Source organism: Pseudomonas sp. GD03858, from assembly GCF_029840925.1.
In the GTDB taxonomy this organism is placed as follows: Bacteria; Pseudomonadota; Gammaproteobacteria; order Pseudomonadales; family Pseudomonadaceae; genus Aquipseudomonas.
The window spans coordinates 1-23023 of the sequence record NZ_JAOCDM010000052.1 but is presented as its reverse complement, the minus strand read 5'-3'; the positions used below and the strand labels follow the sequence as shown (position 1 = coordinate 23023).

General features: G+C 64.1%; 20 protein-coding genes. 11 read left to right on the top strand and 9 right to left on the bottom strand.

Features of this window, described 5'->3' with window-relative positions:
* Positions 1 to 111: 111 nt before the first annotated feature.
* The 6 genes from cysG to ftsK form a co-directional block, all read right to left on the bottom strand.
* Positions 112 to 1503, bottom strand: a complete 1392-nt coding sequence (gene cysG, locus N5D48_RS14910) for a siroheme synthase CysG (RefSeq protein ID WP_279885530.1) — start codon at positions 1501 to 1503, stop codon at positions 112 to 114.
* Positions 1504 to 2784, bottom strand: coding sequence for a serine--tRNA ligase (serS, locus tag N5D48_RS14905; RefSeq protein WP_279885528.1), 1281 nt, complete (start codon positions 2782 to 2784; stop codon positions 1504 to 1506).
* A gap of 30 nt (positions 2785 to 2814) precedes the next feature.
* Positions 2815 to 3189 carry a fluoride efflux transporter CrcB gene (gene crcB / locus N5D48_RS14900; RefSeq protein ID WP_279885527.1) on the bottom strand — a complete coding sequence of 125 codons (375 nt, stop codon included), beginning with the start codon at positions 3187 to 3189 and terminating at the stop codon, positions 2815 to 2817.
* Positions 3186 to 4511 carry a replication-associated recombination protein A gene (locus N5D48_RS14895; RefSeq protein WP_279885524.1) on the bottom strand — a complete coding sequence of 442 codons (1326 nt, stop codon included), beginning with the start codon at positions 4509 to 4511 and terminating at the stop codon, positions 3186 to 3188. The genes crcB and N5D48_RS14895 overlap by 4 nt, the downstream gene beginning before the upstream one ends.
* A 12-nt stretch (positions 4512 to 4523) precedes the next feature.
* A complete protein-coding gene (gene lolA / locus N5D48_RS14890) occupies positions 4524 to 5147 on the bottom strand; it encodes an outer membrane lipoprotein chaperone LolA (protein ID WP_279885521.1) in 624 nt (207 codons plus the stop codon).
* A gap of 62 nt (positions 5148 to 5209) precedes the next feature.
* The gene (ftsK, locus tag N5D48_RS14885; protein WP_279885519.1) at positions 5210 to 7627 is read right to left on the bottom strand and encodes a DNA translocase FtsK; all 2418 of its coding nucleotides are present in this window, start codon (positions 7625 to 7627) and stop codon (positions 5210 to 5212) included.
* Between the two features lie 470 nt (positions 7628 to 8097).
* Here ftsK and aat point away from each other — a divergent pair, with 470 nt between their 5' ends.
* From aat to infA, 3 genes are all read left to right on the top strand, one after another.
* Positions 8098 to 8778: a leucyl/phenylalanyl-tRNA--protein transferase gene (gene aat, locus N5D48_RS14880; RefSeq protein WP_279885516.1), complete on the top strand. Its 681-nt coding sequence runs from the start codon at positions 8098 to 8100 to the stop codon at positions 8776 to 8778.
* Positions 8779 to 8835: 57 nt separating this feature from the next.
* Complete coding sequence (locus tag N5D48_RS14875) at positions 8836 to 9543, top strand: arginyltransferase (RefSeq protein WP_279885514.1); 708 nt, start codon at positions 8836 to 8838, stop codon at positions 9541 to 9543.
* Positions 9544 to 9647: 104 nt separating this feature from the next.
* On the top strand, positions 9648 to 9866 hold the full coding sequence (gene infA, locus N5D48_RS14870) for a translation initiation factor IF-1 (RefSeq protein ID WP_002553999.1): 219 nt from the start codon (positions 9648 to 9650) through the stop codon (positions 9864 to 9866).
* 83 nt (positions 9867 to 9949) lie between these two features.
* On the opposite strand, the gene clpA is transcribed toward infA, so the two are convergent.
* Both clpA and clpS read right to left on the bottom strand, forming a co-directional pair.
* Positions 9950 to 12220: an ATP-dependent Clp protease ATP-binding subunit ClpA gene (gene clpA, locus N5D48_RS14865; protein ID WP_279885512.1), complete on the bottom strand. Its 2271-nt coding sequence runs from the start codon at positions 12218 to 12220 to the stop codon at positions 9950 to 9952.
* A gap of 30 nt (positions 12221 to 12250) precedes the next feature.
* Positions 12251 to 12625 carry an ATP-dependent Clp protease adapter ClpS gene (gene clpS / locus N5D48_RS14860; RefSeq protein ID WP_023630410.1) on the bottom strand — a complete coding sequence of 125 codons (375 nt, stop codon included), beginning with the start codon at positions 12623 to 12625 and terminating at the stop codon, positions 12251 to 12253.
* 231 nt (positions 12626 to 12856) lie between these two features.
* Between clpS and cspD the strand changes: the two genes are divergently transcribed.
* A complete protein-coding gene (cspD, locus tag N5D48_RS14855) occupies positions 12857 to 13108 on the top strand; it encodes a cold shock domain-containing protein CspD (protein WP_279885510.1) in 252 nt (83 codons plus the stop codon).
* 75 nt (positions 13109 to 13183) lie between these two features.
* On the opposite strand, the gene icd is transcribed toward cspD, so the two are convergent.
* A complete protein-coding gene (icd, locus tag N5D48_RS14850; RefSeq protein WP_279885507.1) occupies positions 13184 to 14440 on the bottom strand; it encodes an NADP-dependent isocitrate dehydrogenase in 1257 nt (418 codons plus the stop codon).
* A 541-nt stretch (positions 14441 to 14981) separates the two neighbouring features.
* Between icd and N5D48_RS14845 the strand changes: the two genes are divergently transcribed.
* From N5D48_RS14845 to N5D48_RS14815, 7 genes are all read left to right on the top strand, one after another.
* Positions 14982 to 17207 carry an NADP-dependent isocitrate dehydrogenase gene (locus tag N5D48_RS14845; protein ID WP_279885505.1) on the top strand — a complete coding sequence of 742 codons (2226 nt, stop codon included), beginning with the start codon at positions 14982 to 14984 and terminating at the stop codon, positions 17205 to 17207.
* A gap of 181 nt (positions 17208 to 17388) precedes the next feature.
* Positions 17389 to 17829, top strand: a complete 441-nt coding sequence (locus tag N5D48_RS14840) for an NUDIX hydrolase (protein WP_279885502.1) — start codon at positions 17389 to 17391, stop codon at positions 17827 to 17829.
* A 59-nt stretch (positions 17830 to 17888) separates the two neighbouring features.
* Positions 17889 to 19013: a tRNA 2-thiouridine(34) synthase MnmA gene (gene mnmA, locus N5D48_RS14835; RefSeq protein WP_279885500.1), complete on the top strand. Its 1125-nt coding sequence runs from the start codon at positions 17889 to 17891 to the stop codon at positions 19011 to 19013.
* Positions 19010 to 19636: a high frequency lysogenization protein HflD gene (gene hflD / locus N5D48_RS14830; protein WP_279885498.1), complete on the top strand. Its 627-nt coding sequence runs from the start codon at positions 19010 to 19012 to the stop codon at positions 19634 to 19636. Before mnmA ends, hflD begins: the two co-directional genes overlap by 4 nt.
* Positions 19637 to 19876: 240 nt before the next feature.
* A complete protein-coding gene (gene purB, locus N5D48_RS14825; RefSeq protein ID WP_279885496.1) occupies positions 19877 to 21247 on the top strand; it encodes an adenylosuccinate lyase in 1371 nt (456 codons plus the stop codon).
* An 81-nt stretch (positions 21248 to 21328) separates the two neighbouring features.
* Positions 21329 to 22495 carry a cupin domain-containing protein gene (locus N5D48_RS14820; RefSeq protein ID WP_279885493.1) on the top strand — a complete coding sequence of 389 codons (1167 nt, stop codon included), beginning with the start codon at positions 21329 to 21331 and terminating at the stop codon, positions 22493 to 22495.
* Positions 22488 to 22922, top strand: a complete 435-nt coding sequence (locus N5D48_RS14815) for a GNAT family N-acetyltransferase (protein ID WP_279885491.1) — start codon at positions 22488 to 22490, stop codon at positions 22920 to 22922. The genes N5D48_RS14820 and N5D48_RS14815 overlap by 8 nt, the downstream gene beginning before the upstream one ends.
* Positions 22923 to 23023 lie beyond the last annotated feature (101 nt).

Below are 23023 nucleotides of genomic sequence, written 5' to 3'. Positions count from 1 at the left end.
GGGGCTGCTTTGCAGCCCGTTCGCGACACAAGGCCGCTCCTACAGGGATCGCATACCCCCTGTAGGAGCGGCCTTGTGTCGCGAACGGGCCGCAAAGCGGCCCCAACGATTTCAGATGTTCTGCGAGCCTTCGAACCACGCCAACTTGTCACGCAACTGCACCACCTCCCCAACGATCACCAGGGTCGGCGCATGCACTTCATGCCGTGCCACCAGCTCCGGCAGGTCAGCCAGGGTACCGGTGAACACCCGCTGGTTGCGCGTGGTCCCCTGCTGCACCAAGGCTGCCGGCGTGCTCGCCGCGCGGCCATGGCGGATCAGCTCGGCACAGATGGTCGGCAACCCGACCAGCCCCATGTAGAACACCAGGGTCTGGGCCGGCGCCACCAGGTCATCCCAGGGCAGGTTGCTGGTGCCGTCCTTCAGGTGACCGGTGACGAAACGCACCGACTGGGCATAGTCGCGGTGGGTCAGTGGAATCCCGCCATAGGCGGAACAGCCACTGGCCGCGGTGATGCCCGGCACCACCTGGAAAGGGATGCCCTCGTCCGCCAGCTCCTCGATCTCCTCGCCACCACGGCCGAAGATGAACGGATCGCCACCCTTGAGCCGCAGCACGCGCTTGCCCTGGCGGGCCAGGTCGACCAGCAGGCGGTTGATCTTGTCCTGTGGCACGGCGTGGTCGGCGCGGCGCTTGCCGACATAGATGCGCTCGGCATCGCGCCGGCACATCTCGATGATGGCCGGGGCCACCAGGCGGTCATACAGCACCACGTCGGCCTGCTGCATCAGGCGCAGGGCGCGGAAGGTCAGCAGATCCGGATCGCCCGGCCCCGCGCCTACCAGATACACCTCGCCGCCCTGCTGCACCGGCGCGCCATCGACCATTGCCTGCAACAGGCGTTCGGCCTCCGCGCCCTGCCCGGCCAGCTGGCGCTCGGCGATCGGCCCCTGGAATACGTTTTCCCAGAATCCGCGACGCTGATTGACGTCCGGATACAAGGCTTTGACCTTGTCGCGAAAGCGTGCCGCCAACCCGGCCAGTTCGCCATAGGCGGACGGGATCCAGGCTTCGAGCTTGGCGCGGATCAGCCGCGCCAGCACCGGGGCGTCGCCACCGCTGGAAACCGCCACAACCAGGGGTGAGCGGTCGACGATGGCGGGGAAGATCACCGTGCACAGCGCCGGCGCGTCCACCACATTGACCGGCAGGCTGAGCACCTGGGCGTCGGCCGAGACCTGGGCATTGAGCCCGGGATCATCGGTCGCCGCGATCACCAGGCGACAGCCGTCCAGGTCGGATGCCTGGTATCCGCGCACCAGGACCTCGCCGCCACCCTCGCGGGCCAGCGCGGCGAGCTGACCGTCGACCTCCGGCGCCACCACCCGCAGCGCGGCGCCGGCATCAGCCAACAGGCGCGCCTTGCGCAAGGCGATCTCGCCACCGCCGACGACCAGCACCCGGCCGCCCTGCAGCTTATGGAAAAGCGGCAGGTAGTCCATTCAGCGAATGACCTCGACGCCACCCATGTACGGCTTGAGCACGTCCGGCACGCGGATCGAACCGTCGGCCTGCTGGTAGTTCTCCAGCACCGCCACCAGGGTCCGGCCAACGGCCAGGCCCGAACCGTTGAGGGTGTGCACCAGCTCTGGCTTGCCGGTTTCCGGGTTGCGCCAGCGGGCCTGCATGCGGCGCGCCTGGAAATCACCGCAGTTGGAGCAGGAGCTGATCTCGCGGTACTTATCCTGGCTCGGCACCCACACTTCCAGGTCGTAGGTCTTCACGGCGCCGAAGCCCATGTCGCCGGTGCACAGGGCCAGCACACGGTACGGCAGCTCCAGCAGCTGCAGCACGCGCTCGGCGTTGGCGGTCAGGCCTTCCAGGGCTTCCATGGATTTCGCTGGCTCGACAATCTGCACCATCTCGACCTTGTCGAACTGGTGCTGGCGGATCATGCCGCGGGTGTCGCGGCCCGAGGCGCCGGCTTCGCTGCGGAAGCAGGGGGTGTGGGCGACCAGTTTCAGTGGCAGCTGTTTGGCGTCGAGGATCTCGCCGGCCACCAGGTTGGTGAGCGACACTTCGGCGGTCGGGATCAGGTAGAAGTCAGCCTCGCCTTCGCGGCTGATCTTGAACAGGTCTTCCTCGAACTTCGGCAGCTGGCCGGTGCCCTGCAGGGCCGGAGCCTGCACCAGGTACGGGGTGTAGTGTTCCTCGTAGCCGTGCTCGCCGGTGTGCAGGTTGATCATGAACTGTGCCAGGGCGCGGTGCAGGCGGGCGATCGAGCCGCGCAGCACGGCGAAGCGGGCGCCGGACAGCTTGGCCGCGGCTTCGAAGTCCAGGCCACCGCTGACTTCGCCCAGGGCGACATGATCCTTGATCTCGAAGTCGAAGGTGGTCGGGGTGCCCCAGCGGCGTACTTCGACGTTGTCGTCTTCGCTGGCGCCGACCGGCACGCTGGCGTCCGGCAGGTTGGGAATGGTCAGCAGGATCGCGTCCAGCTCGGCCTGGATGCCGTCCAGCTCGGTCTTGCCAGCGGCCAGTTCATTGGCCATGCGCTCGACGTCGGCCATCAGCGGCGCGATGTCCTCGCCCTTGGCCTTGGCCTGGCCGATCGATTTGGAACGGGCGTTACGCTCGGCCTGCAGTTGCTCGGTGCGGGTCTGTACCGATTTGCGGCGCTCTTCCAGCGATTCGATGCGCGCGACATCCAGGCTGAAGCCACGGGTGGCCAGGCGGTCCGCCACTGCCTGAAGTTCAGTGCGTAACTGTTTGGAATCGAGCATGTCGTTCTCTCGTTATGTGTAAATGTTGGTTCAGAATCGGGTCAGGGACAGGCCGGCCCAGGTCGCGAGCAGGCCGCCTACCACGCTGATAATGGTATAGCCCAAGGCCAGCGGGACCTGCCCGCTTTCCACCAGGCGCACGGTATCGAGCGAGAAGGAGGAAAAAGTGGTCAGGCCGCCGAGAAAGCCGACGATCAGCCCGGCGCGCAGCTCGACCGGCGCCAGCGGCTTGTGCAGGAACAACCCGTAGAGCAGGCCGATCAACAGGCAGCCAACCAGGTTGACCGCCAGCGTACCGGCATAGAAGTGCCGTGGCCAGTGGGCCGCGACCCAGTTGGCGGTGGCGAAGCGCAGCAAGGTGCCGGCGATGCCACCGGCACTGACCGCGGCGATGAGTGCGATCACGGTTTTCTCCGCTGCCGGGGGCTGGCCTGGTCGAGTTCGGCCAGGTGCTTGAGCTTCTCGCCGATCTTCAACTCCAGGCCTCGGGGAACGGGCTGATAGTAGTGGCGTGGATCGAGCTGCTCGGGGAAGTAGTCCTCGCCGGCGGCATAGGCATCCGGCTCGTCGTGAGCGTAGCGGTACTCCTCGCCATAACCCAGTTGCTTCATCAGCTTGGTCGGCGCGTTGCGCAGGTGCAGCGGCACTTCCAGCGAACCGTGTTCGGCGGCTTCGCGCATGGCGGCCTTGAAGCCCATGTACACCGCGTTGCTCTTCGGTGCGCAGGCGATGTAGGTGATGGCCTGGGCCACCGCCAGTTCGCCTTCAGGGCTGCCCAGGCGCTCCTGCACGTCCCAGGCCGAGAGGCACAGGCTCAGGGCGCGGGGATCGGCGTTGCCGATGTCCTCGCTGGCCATGCGCACCACGCGCCGGGCGATGTACAGTGGATCGCAACCGCCGTCGAGCATGCGCGCGTACCAGTACAGCGCGGCATCGGGGTTGGATCCGCGCACCGACTTGTGCAGCGCCGAGATCTGGTCGTAGAAGGCCTCGCCGCCCTTGTCGAAGCGGCGACGGCTGTCGCCGAGCAGGCTCTGCAGCAGCTCGACGCCAATCTCGCCGCCATCGTCGGCCAGGTCAGAGGCATTTTCGAGGAAGTTGAGCATGCGCCGGCCATCGCCATCGGCGGCGGCCATGAGCATCTTGAACGCCTCGTCGCCCACCCGCAGGTTGCGCTTGCCCAGGCCGCGCTCCTCGCTCAGGGCGCGATCGACCAGCTTGCGCAGCGCAGCCTCGTCCAGGCTCTTGAGCACATAGACCCGGGCTCGCGACAGCAGCGCGTTGTTCAGCTCGAAGGACGGGTTCTCCGTGGTGGCGCCGATGAAGATCAGCGTGCCGTCCTCGACAAAGGGCAGGAAAGCGTCCTGTTGCGACTTGTTGAAGCGGTGTACCTCGTCGACGAACAGAATGGTGCGCCGGCCATACTGGCCGGCCTGCTGCTTGGCCACCTCGACCGCCTGGCGGATCTCCTTGACCCCGGCCAGCACCGCCGACACGGTTTCGAAATGCGCGTCGCAGAACTGCGCCAGCAGCCGCGCAAGCGTGGTCTTGCCCACGCCCGGCGGCCCCCAGAAGATCATCGAATGCAGCGCGCCCTGCTCCAGGGCCTCGCGCAGCGGCTTGCCGCGCGCCAGCAGGTGCTCCTGGCCGACGTACTCGTCCAGGTTCGACGGCCGCAGGCGGGCGGCCAGGGGCTGGGCGACGGGTTCGCTTCGAAACAGGTCCATCACAGGCTCTGCTTACTCCTTGATGACATCAGCGCCCTTGGGGATGACGAACTGGAACTTGCTGTCCGGCACCGCCTGGTTGGCCTTGACACCATTGAACAGGATGTTGGTGCGCTGGCCGACGCTGTCGATCAGCTGCATGTCATTGATCAGGCCCCTGCGGAACGACACGCGCAGCGAGTCGAACAGGGTGTCCTTGGTCTTGGGTTTCAAGGTGAAATCCATGACCTCGCCTTGCTCCTTGGAGGTGATATCGAAGCTCTGGCTGATCTTCGACACGTCGCCGGACAGCAGCAGCGCCGGGGTCTGGTTCAGGCGCACGTCGAGCTTCTTGATGGTCGCCTGCTCGAGGTCCGGGTCCCACAGGGTGACGTTCTTGCCGTCGGACACCACCACTTGTTCCTGGGGCGCGTCGGTGTGCCAGTAGAACAGGCCTGGGCGCTTGACGGTCATCTTGCCATTGGTTTCCTGCAGGCTGGTGCCGCTGGCATCCAGGGTCAGCTGGGAAAAATTGGCTTCGATGGTCTGCGACTTTTCCAGCAATTGCGTCAGGCGCTGGACGTCCTGTTCGCCGGCCTGGGCCGACAGGCTGGCCGCAGCCAGGGCAGAAACCAACAGCATGCGAATCGCGCGCATGGAAATCCTCATTGCACAGTGAAAGGGCCGGGCGTCATCAATGGCACCCGGCAGGTTGTTCGTCAGTCGCGCGGGCCGCCCGGGGCAATCACTTCCCGCGAGCCGTTGCTGTTCATCGGCGTGACCACGCCGGCCATCTCCATCGACTCGATCATCCGCGCGGCGCGGTTGTAGCCGATCTTGAGCTTGCGTTGCACCGCCGAGATCGAAGCCCGCCGGCTTTCCAGCACGAATTGCACGGCTTCGTCGTAGAGCGCGTCGGCTTCCGGGTCGTCGCCATCGCCACCGCCACCGCCGCCTTCGAAGCCGCTGCCGGCCTCCTCGACGCCGTTGAGGATGTCATCGTTGTAGTCCGGCGCGCCGCGCAGTTTCCAGGCCTCGACCGTGCGATGCACCTCGTCGTCGGAAACGAACGCGCCATGCACGCGGATCGGCAGGCTGGTGCCCGGCGGCATGTAGAGCATGTCACCGTGGCCGAGCAGCTGTTCGGCGCCGCCCTGGTCGATGATGGTCCGCGAGTCGATCTTGCTCGACACCTGGAACGCCATGCGGGTCGGGATGTTGGCCTTGATCAGGCCGGTGATCACATCCACCGACGGGCGCTGGGTGGCCAGGATCAGGTGGATACCGGCGGCACGGGCCTTCTGGGCGATACGGGCGATCAGCTCTTCGACCTTCTTGCCGACGATCATCATCATGTCGGCGAATTCGTCGACCACCACCACGATGGTCGGCAGGGTCTTCAGGGTCGGCGGCTCGTCATCCATGCTCTCGCGACGGTACAGCGGATCGTGGATGACTTCGCCGGCCTCCTGCGCATCCTTGATCTTGCGGTTGAAGCCCGCCAGGTTGCGCACGCCCATGGCCGCCATCAGCTTGTAGCGGCGCTCCATCTCGGCGACGCTCCAGCGCAGGGCGTTGGCGGCGTCCTTCATGTCGGTGACCACCGGGCAGAGCAGGTGCGGGATGCCTTCGTAGATCGACAGTTCGAGCATCTTCGGGTCGATCATGATCAGTCGCGCGTCTTCCGGGCCCGACTTGAACAGGATCGACAGGATCATCGCGTTCACACCCACCGACTTACCGGAACCGGTGGTACCGGCCACCAGCAGGTGCGGCATCTTCGCAAGGTCAGTGATCACCGGCTTGCCGCCGATGTCGTGGCCCAGGGCCAAGGTGACCGGCGACTTCTGCTCGTCGTACTGCGGCGAAGAGAGGACCTCGGAGAAACGCACCATCTGGCGGTTCTCGTTGGGGATCTCGATACCCACGGTGGTCTTGCCGGGAATGACCTCGACCACGCGCACGCTGGTCACCGCCAGCGAACGCGCCAGGTCCTTGGCCAGGTTGGCGATGCGGCTGACCTTCACGCCAGCGGCAGGCTGGATCTCGTAGCGGGTGATCACCGGGCCGGGGTGAATGGAGTCGACGGAAACCTCGACGCCGAACTCCTTCAGCTTGATTTCCAGCAGATGGCCGACACCCGCCAGCGACTCCGGCGAGTACTCGATCTTCTTCTGCTCGGCCGGGTCGAGGATGGAGATCGACGGCAGCGTGCCTTCCACGGCGCTGTCGACGAACAGCGGCGCCTGCTTTTCCTTCATGACCCGCTTGCTCGGCTCGGGCGCCTTGGCCACCGGAGCCGGCAGGTTGATCACCGGAGCCGGCTGCTGCTCGCGCTGGGCGACATGCTTGGTCAGCGCCTCGTCGCGCTCGATGATGCGCTCGCGGGCCTTGACCTGCTCGCGCTTGTCCACCACCACGGGGGCGACCACTTCATCGACCCGTTCATCCACTTCGCGCAATTGCGCCACCAGGCGCTTGCGCTCGTTGCGCGCCTCCCACCAGCGGTTGGCGGCATTCTGCACCAGTTCGAACAGGTCGAGGGTGATCTTGCCCGTGACGTCCATCACCTTGAACCAGGACAGGTCGGTGAACACGGTCAGGCCGAAGAGGAACAGCGCGATGAACATCAGCGTGCTGCCCTGCACGTTCAGCAGATTGCGGGCCAGGTCGCCCAGGCTCTCGCCCAGCGCGCCGCCGGCGGAAAACGGCAGGCTCGCCGAGGGATGGAAATGAATATGCGCCAGGGCAGCGCCCGACAGCACCAGGAACACCAGGCCGATCAGCCGCCAGGAAAACAACCAACCGCTCCACTGCCAGGGTTGGTGGCGCTCCCGGAAGATCTGCCAAGTCTTGATCGCCAGCAGCAACGGGAAGATGTAGGCGAAATAGCCGAGCACCATGAACAGGATGTCGGCGAAGTAGGCGCCCGCGCGGCCAGCGGCGTTCTGCACCTGGTCGGCGTTGCTGGTATGGCTGAAGCCAGGATCGGACGTGTCGTAGGTGAGCAGTGCCATCCACAGGTACAGGCACAGGGCGCCAACGGCGATCAGCGCACCTTCCTTGAGGCGGTAGTGCAGCTGCTGCCGCCACAGAGGCACTGGCAAGGGGGCTGGAGTTGCGGTGGATTTCTTCAAAACGCGTCTATTCCTGCGCGTACTGCGCGTCCAATAGTGATTGGCCGTCCGCCGGCCAATGAGCCACTACTTTTAACATTACTGCCCGCCAGCCGCCATGGCGGCACGCTGTATGGCGCGTGAACGGGGGCTACTTTCATTTAGTTGCAATTTGAGCATGCATTTTCTTTTGTGACAAAGGCTTATGCTGTGTTTTTGCACAGGTGTGACAGCAAAAGTGGCAGATGGTGCCTGGAGCCACCGAAGCCGGATGCAATTTGTGGACCCGCATAGAGAGCCTGTAGGAGCGGCCTTGTGTCGCGATGGGCTGCGCAGCAGCCCCAACTACTCAGCATGATGCCGCAATTCTGGGGCTGCTGCGCAGCCCATCGCGACACAAGGCCGCTCCTACAGGGATCGCGCAAGGCGTTGACCTCATTTCCAACGCACGCCATGCTGCCCTCTCCCCTCCCCCGCCGCTCAAGAACACCATGCTCACCTGGCTGACCCGCGACTCGCTGACCTTCCCGCCCCTGGAAAAGGCCTTGCACGACCCCAACGGCCTGCTCGCCGCCGGCGGCGACCTGACGCCTGATCGCCTGGTCGCGGCCTATCGCCATGGCTGCTTCCCCTGGTATCAGGATGGCCAGCCGATCCTCTGGTGGTCGCCCGACCCGCGCACGGTGCTGTTCCCGGACGAGCTGCATGTCTCGCGCTCGCTGGCCAAGCTGATCCGCCAGGGCCGCTACCAGGTGAGCTTCGACAGCGACTTCCCGGCGGTGATCGCCGCCTGCGCCGCGCCACGCGACTACGCCGACGGCACCTGGATCACCGACAACATGCGCGCCGCCTACTGCGAGCTGCACCGCCGCGGCATCGCCCATTCGGTGGAGGTGCGCCGGGACGGCGAGCTGGTCGGCGGCCTCTACGGCCTGGCCATCGGCCGACTGTTCTTCGGCGAATCGATGTTCAGCCGCGCCGACAACGCCTCCAAGGTAGGCTTCGTGACCTTGGTCGAGCACCTCCGGCAGGCCGGCTTCGTGCTGATCGACTGCCAGATGCCGACCAACCACCTGCACAGCCTGGGCGCCCGCGCCATCAGCCGAGCCGACTTCGCCAACCACCTGGCGCGACACCTGGATCAACCCAGCGACGCCAGCTGGGTTGCCTAGTCGAGTTCCCGGAGCTGGCTTACACTTAGAGACAAAGTCTCACCTAAGGGGTTGATCATGACAGAGCTGGCGCGCTTGAAGTTCTATGCCACTCAACCCCACTCCTGCAGCTATCTGCCGGATGAGCAGGCAACCACGCTGTTTCTCGACCCAAGCCAGCCGATGGACGTGCATGTCTATGCCGACCTGTCGGAAATGGGCTTTCGCCGCAGCGGCGACCACCTCTATCGCCCGCATTGCCAGCATTGCAACGCCTGCGTTCCAGCGCGCATCCCCGCAGCGCGCTTCATCCCCAACCGCCAGCAACGGCGTATCCTCAAGCGCAATGCCGACCTGACCGTCAGTGCCGCTCGCCCGTCCTTCAAGGAAGAATACTTCGACCTGTACCGACGCTATATCGAGCAGCGCCATGCCGACGGCGACATGTACCCACCGAGTCGCGACCAGTTTTCCACCTTCCTGGTCCGCGACCTGCCCTTCTGCTGGTTCTACGAGTTCCGCCTCGAAGGCCGGCTCCTGGCCGTGGCGGTGTGCGACCTGCTGCCCAATGGCCTGTCGGCGGTCTACACCTTCTATGAACCCGAAGAGGAACGCCGCAGCCTCGGACGCTACGCCATCTTGTGGCAGATCACCGAAGCGCTGCGCCAGGACCTCGAGGCGGTGTACCTCGGTTACTGGATCAAGAACTGCAAGAAGATGAACTACAAGACCCAGTACCGCCCCATCGAATTGCTGATCAACCAGCGCTGGGTCACCCTCAACTGAAAGGCATTGGCTTGAAACACAATTTTCGGGCATAATCCACGCCACTTTTTTTGCCCGGTGCAGTCGTGCGTCGGGTCATCACTGGATACCGAGGGCTTTACTGCATGTCGAAAGAAGACAGCTTCGAAATGGAAGGCACTGTCGTCGACACCCTGCCCAACACCATGTTCCGCGTGGAGTTGGAAAACGGGCACGTCGTTACCGCGCATATCTCCGGCAAGATGCGCAAGAACTACATCCGTATTCTCACTGGCGACAAGGTCCGCGTCGAACTGACGCCGTACGACCTGAGCAAGGGCCGCATCACCTACCGTGCGCGCTAAGCTCAAGCCATAAAAAAGCCCGGCCAGTGTGCCGGGCTTTTTTATGGGCTTTGGAAATGCGGGGCCGCACAGCGGCCCCTGCCTTACGCAACTTCAGCCGTGGTCTCGTAATCGAACACCAGCTCGCCATCGCGCAGGTCGATGTGCACCACGCCACCGTGCTCGGCCAGCTCGCCGAACAGGATCTCCTCGGCCAATGGCCGCTTGATCTTGTCCTGGATCAGCCGCGCCATCGGTCGCGCGCCCATCTGCACGTCGTAGCCCGACGCCGCCAGCCAGCCACGAGCGGCATCGCTGACCTCCAGCAACACACGCTTGTCTTCCAGCTGCGCCTGCAGTTCGATGAGGAACTTGTCGACGATGCTCTTGATCGTCTCGTGGGACAGGCGGCCGAACTGGATGATGGTATCCAGGCGGTTGCGGAACTCCGGCGTGAAGCTCTTGCGAATGACTTCCATGGCATCGGACGAGTGATCCTGATGGGTGAAGCCGATCGAGGCCCGCGCGGCAGTTTCGGCGCCGGCGTTGGTGGTCATGATCAGGATCACGTTGCGGAAGTCCGCCTTGCGCCCGTTGTTGTCGGTCAGGGTACCGTGGTCCATCACCTGCAGCAGCAGGTTGAAGACTTCCGGGTGGGCCTTCTCGATTTCGTCGAGCAGCAGCACGCAGTGCGGTTGCTTGGTGATGGCCTCGGTCAGCAGGCCGCCCTGGTCGAACCCGACATAGCCGGGTGGCGCACCGATCAGGCGCGATACGGTATGCCGCTCCATGTACTCGGACATGTCGAAGCGCACCAGCTCGACACCCAGCGCCTTGGCCAACTGGCGAGCCGCCTCGGTCTTGCCCACCCCGGTGGGGCCGGCGAACAGGAACGAACCGACCGGTTTGTCCGGGGCCTTCAATCCGGCACGGGACAGCTTGATGGCGGTGGCCAGCGAGTCGATCGCCGCATCCTGGCCGAACACGGTCAGCTTGAGGTCACGCTCGAGGTTACGCAGCAGCTCTTTGTCCGAGCTGGTGACATGCTTCGGCGGAATCCGCGCGATCTTGGCGACGATGTCCTCGACCTGAGGCACGTCGATGCGCTTGACCCGGTTGGCCTCTGGCTGCAGGCGCTGGTAGGCGCCCGCCTCGTCGATCACATCGATGGCCTTGTCCGGCATGTGCCGGTCATTGATGTAGCGCGAGGCGAGTTCGGCGGCGGCGCGCAGGGCTTCGTCGCTGTACTCGATGTTGTGGTGGCTTTCGAAGCGCCCCTTGAGCCCGCGCAGGATGCCCACGGTGTCCTCCACCGACGGCTCGGTGACATCGACCTTCTGGAAGCGCCGCGCCAACGCCCGGTCCTTCTCGAAGATGCCACGGAACTCCTGGAAGGTGGTCGAACCGATGCAGCGGATCTCACCGGAGGACAGCAGCGGCTTGAGCAGGTTGGACGCATCCATCACGCCACCGGATGCCGCGCCGGCGCCGATGATGGTGTGGATCTCGTCGATGAACAGGATCGCCTGCGGCCGCTTGCGCAGCTCGCCGAGCAGCGCCTTGAAGCGCTTCTCGAAGTCGCCACGGTACTTGGTGCCGGCCAGCAGCGCGCCCAGGTCGAGCGAGTAGACCACGCTCTGGGCCAGCAGGTCGGGCACCTGGCCGTCGACGATGCGCTTGGCCAGGCCCTCGGCGATGGCGGTCTTGCCGACACCGGCCTCGCCCACCAGCAGTGGGTTGTTCTTGCGCCGACGGGCAAGGATCTGCGCGACGCGCTCGACCTCCTGCTCGCGCCCGACCAAAGGGTCGATGCGCCCGGCACGCGCCAGTTCGTTCAGGTTGCTGGCATAGGCATCCAGCGGGTTGCTGGAAGACGACGTTTCGCCACCCTCCTCGTCCTGCATGTCCTGATCGCTTTCGCTGTGCGAACCATGTCCTGGCACCTTGCTGATGCCATGGGCGATGTAGTTGACGACGTCGATGCGGGCCACGCTCTGCTGCTTGAGCAGGAACACCGCCTGGCTTTCCTGTTCGCTGAAGATCGCCACCAGCACGTTGGCGCCGGTGACTTCACGCTTGCCGGAGCTCTGCACGTGGAACACGGCACGCTGCAGCACGCGCTGGAAGCCCAGGGTCGGTTGCGTTTCGCGATCCTCGTCATGCACGGGAATCAGCGGCGTGGTCGAATCGATGAACTCTTGCAGGTCGTGCTTGAGCTTGTCGAGATTGGCGCCACAGGCGCGCAGAACGGTCGCGGCGGCTTCATTGTCAAGGAGTGCCAGCAACAGGTGTTCGACGGTCATGAACTCATGACGCTTCGAACGGGCCTCCTTGAAGGCCAGATTGAGGGTGACTTCGAGCTCGCGGTTTAACATAGCTTCACCTCATACCCAAGTGGTCGGCGATTAACCGTCCTTCTCGATTTCACAGAGTAGCGGATGCTGGCTTTCCCTGGCGTATTGGTTGACCTGCATGGCCTTTGTTTCGGCGATGTCACGGGTAAACAATCCGCATACTGCCCGCCCTTCGGTATGGACGGTCAGCATGATCTTCGTTGCCAGCTCGCGGTTCAGATTGAAGAACGTCTCGAGCACTTCGACGACGAAATCCATCGGCGTGTAGTCATCGTTGAACAAAACCACCTTGTACATCGGTGGCGCCTGCAGGATCGGCTTGGCCTCCTGAACCGCGAGGCCCGCGCCATCGTCCTCATGCCCGTCCTCATGCGACTGGGGGCGATCCTGATTGAATGTTAGTCGAATCTCACTGAGTACATGCATGGAAAGAATTTCATCATGATCGACAGGTTAAGGTTGTGGGTTGACCGCGCAGGCCGCGCTCGGCGCGGGCGCCGGCTGACCTTGACTATCGGCAAAACGGTGTTACAACCAATAGGAACCCACCGTGGTCGATAAAGATCCGCGCAGTCAACCAGATTTTCTCGCAAGGTTCGTATGCGGATGAAGTGGATGATACTCCAGTGATGGAGTCCTTTGCAGAGGGACATAGGGATGGCAAGCGGTAAAGTCAAGTGGTTCAACAATGCCAAGGGCTACGGATTCATCAACGAGGACGGTAAGACCGACGACCTGTTCGCCCACTACTCGGCGATCAAGATGGACGGCTACAAGACCCTCAAGGCCGGCCAATCAGTGACTTTCGAGATCGTCCAGGGCCCCAAGGGGCTGCATGCGACCGAGATCGCCAGTGCCAATGCCAGCGTCTCGACGGGAGCACCGCACTCGACGACCACCGAAGTCTGACCTCCATCCCCTGTCCATATACGAAAAAACCGGCCGCTTCTTCAATCAATGAGGCGGCCGGTTTTTTCGTATTGATTACATGTGCTTGATCAGCGCATCGCCAAAGCCCGAACTGCTCACCAGTGTCGCGCCCTCCATCAGACGCTCGAAGTCATAGGTGACGGTCTTGGCGGCGATCGCCCCGTTGGTCCCCTTGATGATCAGGTCGGCCGCCTCGGTCCAGCCCATATGGCGCAGCATCATCTCGGCCGAGAGGATCACCGAGCCTGGGTTGACCTGGTCTTTCCCGGCGTACTTGGGCGCGGTGCCATGGGTCGCCTCGAACATGGCCACGGTGTCCGACAGGTTGGCCCCGGGCGCGATGCCGATCCCGCCCACCTCCGCCGCCAGGGCGTCGGACAGATAGTCACCGTTGAGGTTCAGGGTGGCGATCACGTCATATTCGGCAGGGCGCAGCAGGATCTGCTGGAGCATGGCATCGGCGATGGCGTCCTTGACGATCACCTCGCGGCCGGTCTTCGGATTCTTGAACTTCATCCAAGGACCGCCATCGAGCAGTTCGGCGCCAAATTCATCGCGCGCCACCTCGTAGCCCCAATCCTTGAAGGCCCCTTCGGTGAACTTCATGATGTTGCCCTTGTGCACCAGGGTCAGCGACTTGCGGTCGTTGTCCACCACATACTGCAGGGCCTTGCGCACCAGGCGCTTGGTGCCCTCCTTGGAGACCGGCTTGACGCCGATGCCACAGTCCTGGTCGAAGCGGATCTTGGTGACGCCCATTTCCTCCTTGAGGAACTTGATCACCTTGTTCGCCTCGGGCGAGCCGGCCTTCCACTCGATGCCGGCATAGATGTCCTCTGAGTTCTCGCGGAAGATCACCATGTCGACGTCACCGGGCTTTTTCACCGGGCTCGGCACGCCCTGGAACCAGACCACCGGACGCAGGCACACATACAGGTCGAGCTGCTGGCGCAAGGCCACGTTGAGCGAACGGATGCCGCCGCCGACCGGGGTGGTCAGCGGCCCCTTGATCGACACCACATAATCCTTCACCGCATCCAGGGTCTCCTGGGGCAGCCAGGTGTCCTGGTCGTACACCTGGGTGGCCTTCTCGCCGGCGTACACCTCCATCCAGGCGATCTTGCGCTTGCCGCCATAAGCCTTCTGCACGGCGGCATCCACTACCTTGATCATCACCGGCGAGACATCCACGCCGATACCGTCGCCCTCGATGTAGGGAATGATGGGGTTGTCGGGAACATTGAGCGAATGGTCTGCATTGACGGTGATCTTGGCACCATCGGCCGGAACCTTGATTTTCTGGTATCCCATGCTGCACTACTCCGCTTTTCCTGGTGTGATTGGAAATCGTGCGATCCACTGAGCCTAAACCAGGTTTTACGAGCTGCAAGCTTCAAGTGGCAAGCAGCAAGCAGCCCTCGGTTGATTTCACCTTCCCGCCCACCCGGAAACCGAGCAGGACAACTGCTCCGAGGCCCGCTTTTCTTGCAGCTCGAAGCTTGCAGCTTGCCGCTGCCACCCTGCGGCAACACGCCACATTGCCCCTACGTCTTTGGTCTTATAAATGGCGCGATCGCACTTGACCTTGCTGATTAGCCCAAAGGGTTTGATATACTGCGCCGCGACCATAGGGTCATCGGGGCGAACCCTTGGAAAATGCGGCTCGCCCTTGGTCAAGAATGACCACGAAGCCTGGGTTGTTACCGCAGCCCAGCACTTGACGCTCGACTGATGCATCCACCATCACCGCTCGCAGCCTCTCGACTTTCCGCTCATGGCGTCGCCAGGGCGAAGCGCCTACCCTGCGCACCTCGAGACTCGAGTACGCTCAGCACATAGAGAGTTAACCCGCATGCCCACCCGTTCCAAGATCATCTACACCTTCACCGACGAAGCCCCCGCCCTCGCCACCTACTCGCTGCTGCCGATCGTCGAGGCCTTCACCGCTTCGGCCGACATCGCCGTCGAAACCCGCGACATCTCCCTGGCCGGCCGTATCCTCGCGGCTTTCCCGGAGCGCCTGGGCGCCGAGAAGCAGGTAGGCGATCACCTGGCGGAACTGGGCCAACTGGCTACCACCCCGGAAGCCAACATCATCAAGCTGCCGAACATCTCCGCCTCGGTTCCACAGCTGAAGGCCGCGATCAAGGAGCTGCAAGCCAAGGGCTTCGACATCCCTGACTACGCCGACGAGCCGGCCAGCGCTGAGGAAAAAGAATCCCGCGCCCGCTACGACCGCATCAAGGGCAGCGCCGTGAACCCGGTCCTGCGCGAAGGCAACTCCGATCGCCGCGCTCCGCTGTCGGTCAAGAACTACGCACGCAAGCACCCGCACAAGATGGGCGCCTGGGCCGCCGACTCCAAGTCGCACGTTGCCCACATGACCCAGGGCGACTTCTACGGCAGCGAAAAAGCCGCGCTGATCGAGGCTGACGACAGCCTGCGCATCGAGTTGGTCGGCAAGGATGGCAACACCACCGTCCTGAAAGAAAAGACCGCCGTCAAGGCCGCCGAAGTCATCGACTGCGCCACCATGAGCCGCAAGGCCCTGAAAGCCTTCATCGCCGAGCAGATCGCCGATGCCAAGGCCTCCGGCGTGCTGCTGTCGGTACACCTGAAAGCCACCATGATGAAGGTCTCCGACCCGATCATGTTCGGCGTGATCGTCGAAGCGTTCTACAACGACGTGCTGGCCAAGCACGCCGCAGCCCTGGCCGAAGTAGGCTTCAACGCCAACAACGGCATCGGCGACCTGTACGCCCGCATCAAGGATCTGCCTGCCGACAAGCAGGCCGAGATCGAAGCCGACATCCAGGCCCTGTACGCCGTTCGCCCGGCCCTGGCCATGGTCAACTCGGACAAGGGCATCACCAACCTGCACGTGCCGAGCGACGTCATCGTCGATGCCTCGATGCCTGCGATGATCCGCGACTCGGGCAAGATGTGGAACACCGCCGGTGAACTGCAGGATGCCAAGGCGATCATCCCGGATCGCTGCTACGCCGGCATCTACCAGGCCACCATCGAAGACTGCAAGGCCAACGGCGCCTTCGACCCGACCACCATGGGCAGCGTGCCGAACGTCGGCCTGATGGCGCAAAAGGCCGAAGAGTACGGCTCCCACGACAAGACCTTCCAGATCAAGGCCGACGGCGTCGTGCGCGTGGTCGATGGCAAGGGCAAGGTCGTTCTGGAGCAGAACGTCGAAGCCGGTGACATCTTCCGCATGTGCCAGACCAAGGACGCGCCGATCCAGGACTGGGTCAAGCTGGCCGTCAACCGCGCCCGCCTGAGCAACACCCCGGCGGTGTTCTGGCTGGACCCGGCCCGCGCCCACGACGGCGTGATGATCGAGAAGGTACAGACCTACCTGAAGGATCACGACACTTCCGGCCTGGACATCCGCATCCTGGCCCCGGTCGATGCCATCAAGTTCTCCCTGGCCCGCATCCGCGAAGGCAAGGACACCATCTCGGTGACCGGCAACGTGCTGCGCGACTACCTGACCGACCTGTTCCCGATCATGGAGCTGGGCACCAGCGCCAAGATGCTGTCGATCGTGCCACTGATGAACGGCGGTGGCCTGTTCGAGACCGGCGCCGGCGGTTCGGCTCCGAAGCACGTGCAGCAGCTGGTGGAAGAGAACTTCCTGCGTTGGGACTCGCTGGGTGAGTTCCTGGCCCTGGCCGCTTCCCTGGAGCACCTGGGCAACACCTACGACAACCCGCGCGCCAAGGTCCTGGCCAACACCCTGGACCAGGCCACCGGCAAGTTCCTCGACACCAACAAGTCGCCTTCGCGCAAGGTCGGCGGTATCGATAACCGTGGCAGCCACTTCTACCTGACCCTGTACTGGGCAGAAGCCCTGGCCGCCCAGACCGACGACGCTGCCCTGCAGGCGCGCTTCGCCCCGCTGGCCAAGACCCTGAGCGAGAACGAAGCGACCATCGTCGCCGAGCTCAACGCCGTCCAGGGCAAGCCGGCCGACATCGGTGGCTACTACGCACCGGATGCCGAGCTGACCGCCAAGGTAATGCGCCCAAGCCAGACCCTGAACAGCGCCATCGCCGCACTGTAAGGCTCGCTTGAAGTAACCGCACAGACCCCGGCCACGCACCGGGGTTTTTGCTTTTTTAGCCGCAAGTTTCAAGCTGCAAGCCACAAGTCAAAGCAGTCCGCGTACCGCTTCGACTTGCAGCTTGAAGCTTGAAGCTTGAAGCTTGAAGCTTGAAGCTTGCCATTTTGGGAGAAAGTCGACCGTGTCTTGGCAACCCCACATCACCGTCGCCACCGTCGTCGAACACGACGGCAAGTTCCTCTTCGTCGAGGAGTTCAAGGCCGGCCGGCACGTGTTCAACCAGCCCGCCGGCCACCTCGAAGCCAACGAAACCATCACCCAGGCCGCCCTGCGCGAAACTCTCGAGGAAACCGCCTGGGAAGTCGAACTCACCGGCGTGGTCGGCATCTACCTCTATACCGCCCCGAGCAACGGCGTCACCTACCAGCGCATCTGCTTCGCCGCCCGGCCGCTGCGCCACAACACCGAGCTGGCCCTGGACAGCGACATCGTCCGCGCGGTGTGGCTGAGCCGCGACGAGTTGCTGGCCGAGCCATCACGCTGGCGCAGCGAACTGGTGCCGCGCTGCCTCGACGACTACCTGAAAGGCCCGCTGCACAGCCTCGATCTGCTGCGCGACTGACGCCAGTGCGCGGGTTTGATAGAATCGGCGTTTTTCCCCTCTGATACACACCGGTAGCCATGACCAGCCCAGCACTCAAAGACCCCGCCAAGACCCGCGTCATCGTCGGCATGTCCGGCGGCGTGGACTCTTCCGTCTCCGCCCTTCTGCTCATGGAGCAGGGCTACCAGGTGGAAGGTCTGTTCATGAAAAACTGGGAAGAGGACGACGGCACCGAATACTGCACCGCCCGCGAAGACCTGGCCGACGCCCAGGCCGTGTGCGACCGCATCGGCATCAAGCTGCACACCGCCAACTTCGCCGCCGAGTACTGGGACAATGTGTTCGAGCACTTCCTCGAGGAATACAAGGCCGGGCGCACACCGAACCCGGACATCCTCTGCAACCGCGAAATCAAGTTCAAGGCGTTCCTCGACTACGCCCTGTCGCTTGGCGCCGACCTGATCGCCACCGGCCACTACGTGCGCCGCCGCGATACTGGCGAGCTGACCGAGCTGCTCAAGGGCCTGGACCCGAACAAGGACCAGAGCTACTTCCTGCACGCCGTGGGCGGCGCGGAGATCGCCCGCACCCTGTTCCCGGTCGGCGAACTGGAAAAGCCCGAGGTGCGCGCCATCGCCGAGAAACACGGCCTGGCCACCGCCAAGAAAAAAGACTCCACCGGTATCTGCTTCATTGGCGAGCGTCGCTTCAGCGACTTCCTCAAGCAGTACCTGCCGGCCCAGCCCGGCGATATCGAGACCACCGACGGCGAGGTGATCGGCCGCCACCACGGCCTGATGTACCACACCATCGGCCAGCGCCAGGGCCTGGGCATCGGCGGCCTGAAGGACGCCGGCGACGAGCCGTGGTACGTGCTGCACAAGGACCTGACCCGCAACGTGCTGGTGGTCGGTCAGGGTAACGAACACCCGTGGCTGTTCTCCCGCGCCCTGTTGGCTTCGGAAATCTTCTGGGTCAACCCGATCGACCTCTCCAGCCCGCGTCGCCTGACCGCCAAGGTGCGCTACCGCCAGGGCGACCAGCAGTGCACCCTGGAACGCACCGAGAGCGGCTATCGCGCCGTGTTCGACGAGCCGCAGCGCGCTGTGACCCCAGGCCAGTCCGTGGTGTTCTACGACGGTGAAGTGTGCCTGGGCGGCGGCGTGATCGAAATCGCCGAGCCGTGGAGCCCGCGCGCATGAGCAACCTGCAGGAGCAACTGATCGCCCTGGGCGGCGTGTTCCAGGCCGCGGTGCTGGTGGACCGCATCGCCCGCACCGGCCAAGCCAGCGAAGCCAATATCGGCTGCATGCTCGGCAGCCTGCTGGTACGCGACCCGAAGGACACCCTGGAGGTGTTCGGTGGCGACGACCTCAACCTGCGCGACGGCTACCGCGCGCTGGTCGGCGCCCTGGAACGCGACCCCAGCAGCCTGCAGCGCGAGCCGCTGCGCTATGCCCTGTCGATGCTGGGCCTGGAGCGCCAGCTGAACAAGCGCGGCGACCTGCTCGACACCATCGGCAACCGTCTGCCGCAGATCCAGTCCCAAGCTGAACATTTCGGCCTGGTTCACGAAAATGTCATCGCTTCCAGCGGAGCCTTGTACCAGGACACCCTGAGCACCCTGCGCCAGCGCATCCAGGTACACGGCGACATGCGCTTCCTGCAACAGGCCAGCAACGCCTCGAAGATCCGTGCCCTGCTGCTGGCCGGCATTCGCGCCGCGCGCCTGTGGCGCCAGCTGGGCGGGCACCGCTGGCAGCTGGTGTTCAGCCGACGCAAGCTGCTCAACGAGCTGTACGGGATGATGCGTACCGCCGACTGACACAGAAACCTGTGTAGGAGCGGCCTTGTGTCGCGATAGGGCCGCAGCGCGGCCCCAGGATCTCGAGCCCGGCTCAAGATTGCCGGGGCTGCTGCGCAGCCCTTTCGCGACACAAGGCCGCTCCTACACAGGGGCCGCAACACGATTGATAGGCCCGACCTTTGGTCAGCCACCCGACCCCGGCGCATTTTTCATGTATGATATGCGCCCCCCAAAAGCCTGACTGTCCGAGAACACCCCATGCAGCTCTCTTCGCTCACTGCGGTTTCCCCTGTAGACGGCCGTTACGCCGGCAAAACCCAGGCCTTGCGCCCCATCTTCAGCGAATTCGGCCTGATCCGATTCCGCGCCCTGGTCGAAGTGCGCTGGCTGCAGCGCCTGGCCGCCCACCCGCAGATCGGCGAAGTGCCGGCGTTCTCCGCCGAAGCCAACGCCCTGCTGGACAGCCTGGCCACCGATTTCAAGCTCGAGCACGCCGAACGCGTCAAGGAAATCGAGCGCACCACCAACCACGACGTCAAGGCCATCGAGTACCTGCTCAAGGAACAGGCCGCCCAGTTGCCTGAACTGGCCAAGGTCAGCGAGTTCATCCACTTCGCCTGCACCAGCGAGGACATCAACAACCTGTCCCACGCCCTGATGCTGCGCGCTGGCCGTGACGACGTGCTGCTGCCGCTGATGCGCCAGATCGCCGAGGCCATCCGCGCCCTGGCCCACGCCCACGCCGACGTGCCGATGCTGTCGCGCACCCACGGCCAGCCGGCTTCGCCGACCACCCTGGGCAAGGAACTGGCCAACGTCGTCTACCGCCTGGAGCGCCAGATCGCGCAAGTGGCCGCCGTGCCGCTGCTGGGCAAGATCAACGGCGCCGTGGGCAACTACAACGCCCACCTGTCGGCTTACTCGCAGATCGACTGGGAAGCCAACGCCCGCGCCTTCATCGAGGACGAGCTGGGCCTGGTGTTCAACCCCTACACCACCCAGATCGAGCCGCACGACTACATCGCCGAGCTGTTCGACGCCATCGCCCGCTTCAACACCATCCTCATCGACTTCGACCGCGACGTCTGGGGCTACATCTCGCTGGGCTACTTCAAGCAGAAGACTGTCGCCGGCGAAATCGGCTCCTCGACCATGCCGCACAAGGTCAACCCGATCGACTTCGAGAACTCCGAAGGCAATCTGGGCATCGCCAACGCGCTGTTCCAGCACCTGGCCAGCAAGCTGCCGATCTCGCGCTGGCAGCGCGACCTGACCGACTCCACCGTGCTGCGCAACCTGGGCGTGGGCTTCGCCCACAGCGTCATCGCCTATGAAGCCAGCCTCAAGGGCATCGGCAAGCTCGAAGTCAACGCCGCCCGCATCGCCGCCGACCTGGACGCTTGCTGGGAAGTCCTCGCCGAGCCGATCCAGACCGTGATGCGCCGCTTCAACATCGAGAACCCCTACGAGAAGCTCAAGGAGCTGACCCGTGGCAAGGGCATCACCCCTGAAGCGCTGCTGACCTTCATCGACGGCCTGGACATGCCGGCCGAAGCCAAGGCCGAGCTCAAGCAGCTGACCCCGGCGTCCTACATCGGCAACGCGGTGGCTCAGGCAAAACGCATCTAAGCTGACCGCCGCGTTCAACGCCCGGCCTGGCCGGGCGTTTTTATTCCCGTACGAAAACTAAGTTTTTTCAATAGGTTGAACATGAATTCTGATACTCCACTGCAACTGTTGGGCGGCCTCACGGCCCGTGAATTCCTGCGCGACTACTGGCAGAAGAAGCCACTGCTGGTGCGTCAGGCCTTCCCCGACTTCGTCAGCCCCATCGATGGCGACGAGCTGGCCGGCCTGGCATTGGAAGAAGAAGTCGAGTCGCGCCTGGTGCTGGAACACGGCGAGCGTCCGTGGGAGCTGCGCCGCGGCCCGTTCGCCGAGGACGCCTTCGCCGACCTGCCCGAGCGCGACTGGACCCTGCTGGTGCAGGCCGTCGACCAGTTCGTGCCAGAGGTCGCCGAGCTGCTGGAAGAGTTCCGCTTCCTGCCCAGCTGGCGCATCGACGACGTGATGATCAGCTACGCCGCGCCCGGTGGCAGCGTCGGCCCGCATTTCGACAACTACGACGTGTTCCTGCTGCAGGGCGAGGGCAAGCGCAACTGGAAAGTCGGCCAGATGTGCAACAGCGACAGCCCGCTGATCGACCACGCCGACCTGCGCATCCTCGCCGATTTCGAGCAGAGCGACGAGTGGACCCTGGAGCCGGGCGACATGCTCTACCTGCCTCCGCGCCTGGCCCACTACGGCGTTGCCGAGAACGAGTGCCTGACCTATTCGGTCGGCTTCCGCGCCCCGAGCGCGGCCGAAGTGCTGACCCACTTCACCGACTTCCTCGGCCAGTTCCTGCCGGAAGAAGAGCGCTACAGCGACGCCGACGCCCAGCCGGTCAGCGACCCGCACCAGATCCAGCATGACGCCCTCGACCGCCTCAAGGCGCTGATCGACAAGCACATGGCCGACAAGGACCTGCTGCTGACCTGGTTCGGCCAGTTCATGACCGAGCCGCGTTATCCCGAGCAGGTGGTCGGCGAAGAGCTGAGCGAGCAGGAGCTGCTCGACTATCTCGGCCAGGGCGCCATCCTGATCCGCAATCCGAGCGCACGCTTGGCCTGGTCGGAGTTCGGCGACGATCTGCTGCTGTTCGCCAGCGGTCGCAGCTGCCCGCTGCCTGGGAAACTGCGCGAACTGCTGAAGCTGATCTGTTCCGCCGACGCCCTGCACAGCGAGAACCTCGGACAGTGGCTGCAGGACGAAGACGGCCTGATGCTGGTACAACAGCTGGTCATGCAAGGCAGCCTGGGATTCGCCGATGAATAAGATCAGTGTTCGACTGGCCGACTGGCACAAGGACAACGCCGACATCCACCGCATTCGCAGCGCCGTGTTCGTCGCCGAGCAGCACGTGCCGCCGGAGCTGGAGTTCGATGCCGAGGACCCGACCGCGGTGCATTTCCTGGCGCTGGAAGGCGACTACCCGATCGGTACCGCGCGTCTGCTGCCCGATGGCACCATCGGCCGGGTCTCGGTACTCAAGGACTGGCGCGGCCTGAACGTGGGCGATGCGCTGATGCGCGCGGTGATCCTCGAAGCGCAGAATCGCGACCTCAGCCAGCAGATGCTCAGCGCCCAGGTGCATGCCACCCCGTTCTACGAGCGCCTGGGTTTCCGCGTGGTCAGCGAGGAGTTCCTCGAGGCCGGCATCCCGCACGTGGACATGGTCCGCGACTCGCGCGAGATCGCCTGAGCCATCAGGTGGCCGCCTGCTCCTTGTAGGAGCGGCCTTGTGTCGCGAAAGGGCTGCGTAGCAGCCCCAGGATTTCAGCGTTGGCGCAAAGATCGCCGGGG

Bases quoted from the DNA above. Each gene is read 5' to 3' on its own strand.
- N5D48_RS14820 (WP_279885493.1), top strand. From the start codon at position 21,329: ATGAATTCTGATACTCCACTGCAACTGTTGGGCGGCCTCACGGCCCGT.
- mnmA (WP_279885500.1), top strand. From the start codon at position 17,889: ATGACCAGCCCAGCACTCAAAGACCCCGCCAAGACCCGCGTCATCGTC.
- purB (WP_279885496.1), top strand. From the start codon at position 19,877: ATGCAGCTCTCTTCGCTCACTGCGGTTTCCCCTGTAGACGGCCGTTAC.
- cspD (WP_279885510.1), top strand. From the start codon at position 12,857: ATGGCAAGCGGTAAAGTCAAGTGGTTCAACAATGCCAAGGGCTACGGA.
- N5D48_RS14845 (WP_279885505.1), top strand. From the start codon at position 14,982: ATGCCCACCCGTTCCAAGATCATCTACACCTTCACCGACGAAGCCCCC.
- aat (WP_279885516.1), top strand. From the start codon at position 8,098: ATGCTCACCTGGCTGACCCGCGACTCGCTGACCTTCCCGCCCCTGGAA.
- clpA (WP_279885512.1), bottom strand. From the start codon at position 12,220: ATGTTAAACCGCGAGCTCGAAGTCACCCTCAATCTGGCCTTCAAGGAG.
- N5D48_RS14895 (WP_279885524.1), bottom strand. From the start codon at position 4,511: ATGGACCTGTTTCGAAGCGAACCCGTCGCCCAGCCCCTGGCCGCCCGC.
- N5D48_RS14815 (WP_279885491.1), top strand. From the start codon at position 22,488: ATGAATAAGATCAGTGTTCGACTGGCCGACTGGCACAAGGACAACGCC.
- icd (WP_279885507.1), bottom strand. From the start codon at position 14,440: ATGGGATACCAGAAAATCAAGGTTCCGGCCGATGGTGCCAAGATCACC.
- cysG (WP_279885530.1), bottom strand. From the start codon at position 1,503: ATGGACTACCTGCCGCTTTTCCATAAGCTGCAGGGCGGCCGGGTGCTG.
- hflD (WP_279885498.1), top strand. From the start codon at position 19,010: ATGAGCAACCTGCAGGAGCAACTGATCGCCCTGGGCGGCGTGTTCCAG.
- N5D48_RS14875 (WP_279885514.1), top strand. From the start codon at position 8,836: ATGACAGAGCTGGCGCGCTTGAAGTTCTATGCCACTCAACCCCACTCC.
- serS (WP_279885528.1), bottom strand. From the start codon at position 2,784: ATGCTCGATTCCAAACAGTTACGCACTGAACTTCAGGCAGTGGCGGAC.
- lolA (WP_279885521.1), bottom strand. From the start codon at position 5,147: ATGCGCGCGATTCGCATGCTGTTGGTTTCTGCCCTGGCTGCGGCCAGC.
- clpS (WP_023630410.1), bottom strand. From the start codon at position 12,625: ATGCATGTACTCAGTGAGATTCGACTAACATTCAATCAGGATCGCCCC.
- infA (WP_002553999.1), top strand. From the start codon at position 9,648: ATGTCGAAAGAAGACAGCTTCGAAATGGAAGGCACTGTCGTCGACACC.